We start from the raw sequence: 3,959 nt of genomic DNA, 5'->3' as shown, positions 1-3,959 counted from the left end.
AATCAAAATGAAGCCAATTAAATCCATTTAGGATAAATAGCGAGTGTCAGCTGAGGTGAAATTCTTGCAAAACCAGAATTTTTTTTCAAAAGGGGTTTTTAAAGGCTGCTTATCCACAGCCCATGACATGGAATAAGATCAGCAAAGTAGTAAAATTTGCTGTTTATTTTATGGAAAAAAGACAAATGTACTATGTGCTTTAAAATATCATAATGAGTATTTTGATAGGTTTTATGAGTCACTAAAATAATCACTTTTGTCAGTTCAATTTACTGACACATAACTGACAAGTTTTAATCAATTCATATCATTGGTTATCTTTAAAGATTGTATTCTTGATATGAGTTGTGTTTTAAAGAAATTAACCTATTGAAATATAATAACTTTTATTTTTACTCATTAAAAAAATAATAGAGGGTCTAAAAAGAACTGACAAAACTGACAAAACTGACAACACTGGACAAAACTCTTCCTATAAGGTCACCCAGACCATTATTTTTAGAGAAAAGTTCTTTGATGAGAATGCCATTAAAAAGAGTTTTGCCTATGTGAGTAGAAAGTTTTTAAAAAAGGTTTCTTTATTGTTTTATGCTGTTGTTTTTGATTAAAGGATGCCATTCATAATAGGCACTAGGGTGTCCATTTGTCTGCTGTGTTATAAACTTTTTTCGAAGGTGATTTGAATGGCATAAAAGCTCTATAGCTTGTTTAACGGCTTGATTGTCTTTTAAAGAGGTCCAATTTCTTTGATGAATATCGCGTAAAGTAAAGACATCGGGCAAATGATCACAACGCTCGACAATTAATTTTGCACTTTCTGCTGTTAATGTATCATGCGCTGTATAAAGACGTTTGGCATGGCTTAACAGATAACTTGTCCAACGCAAGGCTGTTGTGATGGCATAGAGTCCAATTTCTAAACGACCACCGTCAAGAAGTTCAAAAATCAATGCAAGACTTGCTATGGTCTTAGGCATTTTTAAAAGATGCGATTGTAAGCTTTCTGAGTAACTACCTCCTTTTGCCTCTTTATGAAGATGCTCGAACCATTCATAAAATTTCACTTGTGCTTTAGGAGAAAAACGCATGATCAGTGGTTGTTCTGGAGACCCTAATCGTTTATCACGAAAAGAGCGAAAAACCGCCTCATACTTTTGCCACCCCTCTTGATTGGGCGGTTTATCAACCAATTGCCATTCTTTATTGTCATCGGGCCAGACAATCATTTGAAAGCGTTGCAATAAACCGTCATCGTTTATTCTACGGTGTATGGCTTGAATGAGCGGAATAATGCGTGAAGGTTGAATGCCGCCAATCATGGATAAAGTGACATAAGGGATAAAAATGGTTCCACGCTCGATACGGTCATAGGTAAATTGATCATCTCCATTAAAAGCTGTTAAATAAAAGGCACGGTCTGTTTGATATTCTCTTCGTTCCAGATTGGCTAAAAAACCAGATAATTCATCACGAACCATTAAGAGACCACGGGGGTTTTCTTTTAAAAGTTCCCCAAGCTTTTCAACGGTCACATCATTGACGATAAAACGAGAGACATCCTCATCATGCACATTGTCTTTAGAGAGCGTTTCATACAAAAGAGCACGGGCTGTTTCACACTCTCCTTTTCTTATCGCTTTATTGGCTTGTTTTTCCTTTTCTCGTTTGTCTAAAGTTTCAAGTCTCTCTTCAATTTCTTGTTTTTCTTTCTGTTTTAACCAGTCTTTATACCATTCCTTTTGAAGGCAAGAGATAGGGGCTAAAGCGGCTTTCATGGCTGGAGTTTTGAATGTTGACGATTGCCCAATAAGAGCGCCCCAGAGATTAGGCACAACAATCCAATCATCATGTTGTTTTGGGGCAACCCGCACGCCATTGCCAATGACAGCAGCCAAGGCACAGAGAGCAGAGACAGCAATAAAATCCATAGGGGCTTGTTGACGCTGTGAAACGTCATAAACATAATCCATGAATGGCATGGGCAGTTGTAATGGGTCCAAAAGGCTCGACGGGTAAAAGAGCCGCCGTGATAGGCTTTAATTCCCCCCATCCGTTTTGTTGCAATGCTTGTTTATAAGGAATGGCTTCTAAACAAGTCTTATCATTTAAAGAGCCATTATCGTTATCATTTAAAGGAGTATTATTCTCTAAAATATTTTTATTATCTTTATTATCTTGTATCATGTTATTTACCTTAGAAAATAGAGGAGATCGTAAAAATATGCATTATGCGGGGCTTGCCTTATAAGGACCTCAAAGGCTTGGCTATAAGCACGCGTAGCAAAGGTAAAATCAGCTAAAGTCTTTTTGATTGGTTGGCTTCCATAACGCCCATGCCAAGTACCACGCAAAGCACGTGTGATACCTTGCGCATTCTTAAAAGAACACATCATTTTTAATCCTATAACGTTGCGTCATAGGACGGATTGTGCACTCTCTAGATTGATGAGTTTGAGAAAGCCTTGTCCGTCCTTACGTGACAAGGTTTTTTTATGCCGCGTCACTTTGACGTTGCTGTTTTGCTTGCTCGATGACATTCAAAAGATCCGATTGTAACCAACGGGATAAAAAACCAAATTTTAAGGGTTTTGGGAGAGAGCCATTGGTGACATGACGGCGGAAAGTTGAGACACTCATATGAAGCAATTTTGCACTTTCACGGTCTGTTAAAAGAATATCATTTTCTGTCATTCTAAAATCCTTTCATTCTCAAAAAATGGTAACAAATCATGCCTATTTATTAAGCACATTTTGATTTATTTTTGAAGGTATTTTATTCATAGAAAACAGTATTTTATCATATAAATTCTCATGTAATAAATTATGAGTCTAATTGAGAGCTAATGAGAGAGAAGAGAGCTAAAGTTATCCACAGATCATGGGGTTATGCACCCCATATCTTTAAGATTGACCGGTGACATAAGCCGCCCATTTATCCATATAGACACGACGCTGTTCTAGATAGTCAGTACGACGATAAGCACGCTCTACTTGCCCCCCGACCGTATGAGCTAGAATGGTTTCAGCAACCTCATAGGGGGCATCGGTTGTTTCAGCAAGCCAATCGCGTAAACTAGAGCGAAAACCATGGGGACGTGCTTCAAGTCCAATCTGTTGCATATATTTTGCCATACAATTCTCACCAAGAGAACCGCGACCGGTTGCAGAAAAGAAGAAATCATTGCGAGAAAGCCCGCGCGCTTGTTTTAAAATTTCTAATGCTTCAGATGATAAAGGCACACGAAATTCTGTTGTAGCATCACGCTTTCCTTTCATATTTTCAGCAGGAATAGTCCATATATCCCCATCAATCTGATTTTCACGAATATGACGCAAGGGATTAGTACGGACACCTGTCAGAATAAGCAAACGCAAAGCCAGTTGTGTTAGGGTTGTTTTTTGGCAAAGTGTTTTATAAAAAGCAGGAACATCTTTCCAATCCATTGCTGGTATATTTTGCGTTTTATGGAGTTGTTTGCCTAGGAGCGCGCGTGCTTTTGTTGTTGCTTGTAAATCAACATTCAACCCTAATGCAGCCGCATGTTTGAGACAAAGATTAAGACGGTTTAGTGCTTTTTCTGCTGTAACAGCTTTTGTATGCCAGATAGGAGTAAGCGTATTGCGTATCTCTGTTTGCGTAATCTCAGAAACGGGCAGGCAACCTAATTTAGGGAGAATGTAAAGCCGCAGAGGTGCAAACCAATTCCCAGCCTTACCATCATCTTTTAATTCAGCTTTACGACTTTCAAAAGTATCCAAAGCGATATCTTTTAAGTAATGGAGATTGCTTATTGCTTCACGCTTTTGTTTCTCCCGCTCTTTAATGGGGTCACGCCCCTCATGCAAAACAGAACGCCATTGGTTTGCCAATTCACGGGCTTTTTTTAAAGAAACATGCCTTAAAGCACCCAAGCCCATTTCACGACGGCGTCCGTGAATGGTATAACGATAAAGCCATT

3 protein-coding genes and 1 pseudogene are annotated in these 3,959 nt (G+C 38.6%); all 4 read right to left on the bottom strand.

Translation table 11 applies throughout. The features are described 5' to 3' along the window. Nucleotides 1-578: 578 nt before the first annotated feature. A pseudogene (locus tag ACFINU_RS09230) lies at nt 579-2,184 on the bottom strand (YfjI family protein). Nucleotides 2,185-2,189: 5 nt separating this feature from the next. Then, nucleotides 2,190-2,393, bottom strand: a complete 204-nt coding sequence (locus tag ACFINU_RS09225) for a hypothetical protein (protein ID WP_375618885.1) — start codon at nt 2,391-2,393, stop codon at nt 2,190-2,192. Between the two features lie 97 nt (nt 2,394-2,490). Further along, nucleotides 2,491-2,691, bottom strand: coding sequence for an AlpA family transcriptional regulator (locus tag ACFINU_RS09220; RefSeq protein WP_007347209.1), 201 nt, complete (start codon nt 2,689-2,691; stop codon nt 2,491-2,493). Between the two features lie 210 nt (nt 2,692-2,901). Then, the coding region (locus tag ACFINU_RS09215) for a tyrosine-type recombinase/integrase (RefSeq protein WP_375618886.1) at nt 2,902-3,959 on the bottom strand (1,058 nt) is incomplete at its 5' end.

It is taken from the genome of Bartonella sp. AC130YNZD (assembly GCF_042196865.1).
Taxonomy (GTDB): Bacteria; Pseudomonadota; Alphaproteobacteria; order Rhizobiales; family Rhizobiaceae; genus Bartonella.
The sequence above is the reverse complement of the archived record's forward strand: the minus strand, read 5'-3'. Positions and strand labels throughout refer to the sequence as shown.